Below are 6,000 nucleotides of genomic sequence, written 5' to 3'. Positions count from 1 at the left end.
ATACCCACCTACAGCAAACTCATCTACTTCAACATACCCCTTCAAAGGATGCTGTAAACTACTTTGCATAGCATATTGTACTTTACGTCTGAAATTTAAACAGCTTTGATAACTCAAGGACAGTTTCTCACTTAAAGTTAAAGTGGAGAGACCTTTCTTATCACAACTAACTTTAAATATGAATTCAAAAGCAGTTAGAATTGAAAACCTCAGCTTATGAAATAGGGTATGAGCCGTAACAGACTCATCATATTTACACTTTTGACAACGTCTGGAATGCAACTTTTTACCTTTCATATATTTTGTATGTTCACATTTCCTACATTTGTAATGATCACTCCACTTTAGTGTCGATAAATATTCAAGACAATCTTCTTCTTTTTGAAATGTTGAATAAAATGTTCTATCGTCAAAACCTTCAAAATTGATCATAATACATCTGGTTGTTTGGTTACTTTTACACTAATGTAAATCAGTTAACCGTAACAGAAGTACGTTTTACTATTTAGGGCGATCTAAGTTTATATACCTATTAATTTATTTTTCAATATCTTGCTAATAGCAATTTGAAAGTGGCACAATATCAGTGAAATGAGTGGCACAAGATGAGTGAAATATATAGTAGGTTATTATAGTTGTCCATTTTTTTAATTTCTTTCGAGAAGAGATTATAAAATAAACGCTGTCTGTAATTGTTAATTTTTGAATATTATGGCAAATTAATCTTCAAAAAAAAGTACTTAGTTTCAGTAAATGCGAGACTTAGTACTAATACCCTCAAATCTTTTATCCTCTCTATCATCAAAAGTGAATTAGAACAAGTTTCCAAAAACTTATTCACTATTTTCGATACACTTATTAATGGTTTGATGATTATATAAATAAGTAGAAAACTAATGCCATAACAACTCAAAAATCATTAATACCTATAAGCTTAACAACCCTTTAAAAATGTGTAATTCATTTAAAATATTACTGATGACATTTTTTCTTTATAATAAAAGAGGAGTGATTTGAAATTATAGGGGGGGGTAAATTAAAAAATAATAATTTACCACCTATTAGTCTGTACTATGATTATGTAGTTTTGATTTGAAAATTATGAAAAAGGTACCTAAAAACTAATTTAAATTTCAACAGCCTAAACTAAAACTATAAGTATGAAACAAGTATATTTTATGCTATTGATACTCTTTGGTAAACTTGTGTTTACTGGGGATGTATCCTATTCTCAAAACAGGTTTTGTAAGGACAAAACTGTATGTCTAAAGCAATTGATTGAAGTTAGTAATCTTCAAAAGTTTAACGTTCTAAAAACACAATACTCCACTATTTTTTATGACCTTGTATTAGATTCTTTACTCTCACATTCAGAGTTTAAAGGAACTATTGATGAGAATATACTGAGTCAAGTGGATGCTTACAACAACAGAGTATTTTTGATTAAAGAAGCACTTCAGAAGTCAGTGAGTTGTCGGAATCAGCTTGGTGTGAAAAACCAAAATGTACTGAAAAGCATCTTTGAATATTCCTTAATGAAGTCCTTTGAGGATGAAAAGTCACAATTGAGTGATGCTGAACTTAACTATCTTTCAGACTATTGGGAAAATAACAAGGATAATCAAGCACAAATGATTGAATTGCTTTCTAAAAAGAGATCTCAAGAGTTTATCAAGTTGAATAAAAGCAAGTTAGATGCCTCAATTCAGTATGAAATAGATTCTGTTTTGGTTGAAACATGGACCACGCATTACACAACATTGGTGGAAAATCAATATGCTTTTAAACCTTTCAACACTGAACCTTATTTGACAAGTCTTACAAAATGGAAACTCTTACAGGAAGCTAAATCTTTGTATAAGGATAAGAAGGCTCTCAATGGCCAAGCATCATTCATTGTAAAATTGAAAGAGGTTGGAGTAGAGGAATCAAATATTGCAAAAATAATAGAACTCCAGAATGATTACAGAAAGCAACTGAAGAGTTTGAAGAACAATTCAGAGACTACAGATGCATTTGGTACTAGTTTACCTAAAAAAACAAAGTATCAGGTAGTTACCACTTACAAGAAAAACCTTGCTAAATATATCACTTTAGGTCAATATAAAAATGTATTGCAAAAAGAATATATTGATGAGGCAAAAGGATTGGCTGAAGCTGATTTTGATCAGTTTAAAGAAATGTATGAAGTAACGGAAGAACAGCAAAAAACAATCAAAAGTCTTTTTCTGAATCAACATTTTGATCTCTTAACTACAAAAGCTTACTATTCTTACGATCACAAGATTAAGAATCAAAAAGTTAGATTATTAAAGTACCGTTACAATAAAAAGTATGTAGAGGCCTTAAACTCCTTTGGAATTGAAGCTGATAAAGGTCAAATAAACAATCAAACATACGAGTGGTAACTTCAATTTTAAAGCTGAAAAGGTAACACTTCACCATTTTTATTTAGAGATTACGAATTCTATTATATTGATAATTAAATTAGTATTACATTATAATTGATGTGAAATATTGTCAAATATTTCCCGGGGAAATATGCTCTAGAAACAGGTGAGGTGAACAAATTAATGACCGAACAATTCAGTGGAAAACATTAAAAAAATCAAACAAAATGAAAGAGTATTTATTCTTATTCATACTATCATTCAGTTTAACTACAGGACTGTTTGCGCAAGATACATGTAGGGAAAATCTCGAAAAAGCTATTGAACAACTTTTAAGTGACTCACCATTTAGAAATAACAATGAAATATTCATTACCCTAAAAAGTTGTGCAGATCAAGGAAATGTTGATGCACAAAGCTATGTGGGATTAATGTTAGAACAAGGCATCGGTGTCAAGAAAAATTCAGAGCAGGCATTTGGATACATATATAAAGCAGCGAATCAAAATCATGCTAAAGCTCAATATAATTTAGCTTTGATGTATAAAAAAGGGATAGGTTGTGAACTGAGTATTAAAGATTGCATAGAGTGGTTAGAGCGAAGTGAATCTAATGGAAATGATCGTGCTGCATATATGTTAGGTTATATGTATTACAAAGGACTTGGAGTAGACCAAAGTTATCATGAGGCGATTGCATGGTTTGAAAAAAGTTCATACCCAATGGCTCAACATTTTTTGGGAGTTTTTTATGAGATGGGGTATGGAGTAGCAAGAGATAGAGAGAAAGCATTAACCTATCTCAATGGAAATTCAACAAAAAATAGTACTACATTTTTAGAATACATTAAAAATGAAAAATATGATAGTGACGAATCGAAAGTTTATGAATCTATTGACAATACACTAGACAGTACAAACATTACCTATGATGCTATAGATCAAGTATCAGAGCAGTTAGAAAGTAGTACTATAACTCTAGACAATACAGATTTAGAAGGAGAATGGGTTGGAAAGTTAATAGAATATGATGAATCAGGTAGAATCATAGAGCGATTATTACCAATTGAGATTAGTTTTTCATCAGGAAACAGTGGAAGTATGGAAGCGGTTATTCTATTCGAAGGAAAAAAGTTTGAGGAAAAAGTTGTCTTTGAAAACAATAATCTGGTAGTGCCAAATTTCAAATTCAGTTTATCTAAAATTTTTAACAGTAACCCTAGGCAATCAAAATTGACACATACTATTTACGCTATGGAGTTTACAAAAGAGTACATTGATGGTAGTACTTTTTTAATTGCAGGGGTAGATAGCTATATCGAAGAATGGAAAGAACCCGCACCTCCAAAAGGCTTAATACTCAGTAAAAAGTCAGATGATATTTCAGAAGAAGACCAGATAGATATTGTTTTAAATAAACAAACTAATGAATTTATCAAGTTGTATCCCGTACCTTTTGATCATCAATTAAATATCAGTTTTAAAGTAGCAAATAAGATGTCAATCAGTGTAGAGCTTACTTCAGTTACTGGAGCTGATAGAATATTGATTCAACCTATGAAAACTGTAGAAAAGGGAGAGCAGAGCTTCTTAATTAATACTAGTCATCTAATAGAGGGGTATTATGTTGTAAGAGTTATTGCTAACGGTAAATTATACACAAAACTTTCTGCTAAAAAATAAATGAAAAAGATTATATTATTAATATTGGGTATTGTAAATTTTTTATTTGCTTATTCTCAATCAGGTAAAAAATTTCTAACAGAACTTGAAGCAGTAGAAAACTTTTATCAAAAATATACCCAGAAAGGTTTAGATGAGGAGCCAAACGGGGCAGAAGTTTTTACTTTCATTTTTCAAGATAATAATGGGTTATATTATTACTCGGAACCCATTCTCCTTGGACCTAAAGGAGGAGATCCTGAATTTGTCGATGGAGCTATAGCTATGGCACATACACATGGACGCCATAGCTCCCCTAGTAATAATATGTTTAGTCCAGAGGATATAAAGAGTTCTTATATAACTAATATGCCTATTTACGGGGGGTTTCCTAATGGAACAGCACATGTATTTTACCCTTCTTTTAGTAGAGATAGGGTAACAGGTATAAGACTTGATTTTTCTATACCATATGATCCCTCCGACCCTCAATCACCAGGTTACTCAGAAATTGAGCCCCTAACAACATGGGTGGGTACGGACGGAAATTTGTATGCAGGCATGACTCAGGACGGAGTATACGTTGTTAGTTGGCAGGATGATTATGGAACTCAACATAAACAGTGGGTTGATAAAGACGGAATTCACCATCATTATTGGGTGACACCAGATGGTATTATAATTGATGAATGGACTGATTCTAATGGTATTCATCATCTAGAGTGGATAGAATTAGATGGAACTATTAATGATAAATGGACTGATAAAAATGGAGATTTGCATCATGAGTGGACAGATCCTGACGGGACTCACCATCATGAGTGGATAGATTCACAAGGTAATGAACATAATGAATGGATTGAAGAAGACGGGACTGTACATGATGAATGGATAGATTCGGAAGGAATTTACCATCATGAGTGGACAGATTCAGGTGGGGAATATCATCATGAGTGGGTAGATTCAGATGGTTACCACCATCATGAATGGACAGATTCAGGTGGGGAGCTCCATCACGAGTGGACAGATTCAGATGGGATTCATCATGATGAATGGACAGATTCAAGTGGGGAGCATCATCATGAGTGGACAGATTCAGATGGTTACCACCATCATGAATGGTGGGATGATGATGGTTACTACCATCATGAGTGGTGGGATGATGATGGTTATCACCATGAAGAGTGGTGGGATGACGATTTTAGTGAATTTTAAAATATAACAAAACTATCGACGGCGTTTTGTTTTAAAATAATAAGTAAGGTTCTTGAATAATGCTAGTGAAATAAGAATATTTATTCATAATTAACAGAGGCTATTTGTTTATAGTAAATGTATTATTTCACTAATTTCGTGTTATCGGACAATAAATAAATCATAAAATGAAAAAAATAATAATAGTAATTTTCTTATCGTTATGTTCATTGACAATGTTTGGACAGGAGCAACCTGTGACCTACATTAAGTTGGAGGTTAAACATCCTATGGGGAAAATTCCCTATAATTATGTGAAAATAGAGATTATTAAATCAACAAGTAATGCTTCAAAGGTTACTTTATCATTGAATTCTAGACCCTCACTCTTAGATGGTCAATGGGATTATTCTAATAAGAATGAAACTTATGACATTACTGTTAAAGATTTTCATTCTTTATCAGAAAGAATGAAAGATCTAGATATTACTCAGTATCTTGATAAAATTTCTATAGATGGTTATTCTGCTATTATAACATATGGAAATGTACATAACAATATATCTTATAGGTTTGGTGGCCTTCAAGAAGGGAAGAATTATTCTATAACTTCTTTGTGTCAAGATATTTTGATGTTATCAAAGTTGGATCCTGACGAAATTCTTTAATAAAGAGTAATACACATAATGTCATGCTTAATATTATTTTATGTATGACATTATTATCCATTATTGCTAATAAGTTTAAAGCCCACT

5 protein-coding genes are annotated in these 6,000 nt (G+C 31.9%); 4 read left to right on the top strand and 1 reads right to left on the bottom strand.

Going from position 1 to position 6,000, the window contains the following annotated elements:
- Positions 1 to 432, bottom strand: a 432-nt coding sequence (locus tag HHU12_RS27180; RefSeq protein WP_169659887.1) for a transposase, incomplete at its 3' end; no start/stop codon positions are given.
- Positions 433 to 1,160: 728 nt separating this feature from the next.
- On the opposite strand from HHU12_RS27180, the gene HHU12_RS27175 reads away from it, so the two are divergent.
- From HHU12_RS27175 to HHU12_RS27160, 4 genes are all read left to right on the top strand, one after another.
- Entirely contained in the window at positions 1,161 to 2,408 is a 1,248-nt protein-coding gene (locus HHU12_RS27175; RefSeq protein WP_169659886.1) for a hypothetical protein, read from the top strand.
- Between the two features lie 209 nt (positions 2,409 to 2,617).
- Positions 2,618 to 4,072: a T9SS type A sorting domain-containing protein gene (locus HHU12_RS27170; RefSeq protein ID WP_169659885.1), complete on the top strand. Its 1,455-nt coding sequence runs from the start codon at positions 2,618 to 2,620 to the stop codon at positions 4,070 to 4,072.
- Entirely contained in the window at positions 4,073 to 5,266 is a 1,194-nt protein-coding gene (locus HHU12_RS27165) for a hypothetical protein (protein ID WP_169659884.1), read from the top strand. It begins immediately after the preceding gene.
- Positions 5,267 to 5,433: 167 nt separating this feature from the next.
- Positions 5,434 to 5,913 (top strand): hypothetical protein, encoded by a 480-nt coding sequence (locus HHU12_RS27160; RefSeq protein WP_169659883.1) that lies wholly within the window; start codon positions 5,434 to 5,436, stop codon positions 5,911 to 5,913.
- Positions 5,914 to 6,000 lie beyond the last annotated feature (87 nt).

Source organism: Flammeovirga aprica JL-4 (assembly GCF_012844305.1).
Lineage (GTDB): Bacteria > Bacteroidota > Bacteroidia > Cytophagales > Flammeovirgaceae > Flammeovirga > Flammeovirga aprica.
This window is presented reverse-complemented; position numbering and strand designations above follow the sequence as displayed.

Coding starts and splice junctions, on each gene's coding strand:
- HHU12_RS27175 (WP_169659886.1), top strand. CDS start 1,161: ATGAAACAAGTATATTTTATGCTATTGATACTCTTTGGTAAACTTGTG.
- HHU12_RS27170 (WP_169659885.1), top strand. CDS start 2,618: ATGAAAGAGTATTTATTCTTATTCATACTATCATTCAGTTTAACTACA.
- HHU12_RS27165 (WP_169659884.1), top strand. CDS start 4,073: ATGAAAAAGATTATATTATTAATATTGGGTATTGTAAATTTTTTATTT.
- HHU12_RS27160 (WP_169659883.1), top strand. CDS start 5,434: ATGAAAAAAATAATAATAGTAATTTTCTTATCGTTATGTTCATTGACA.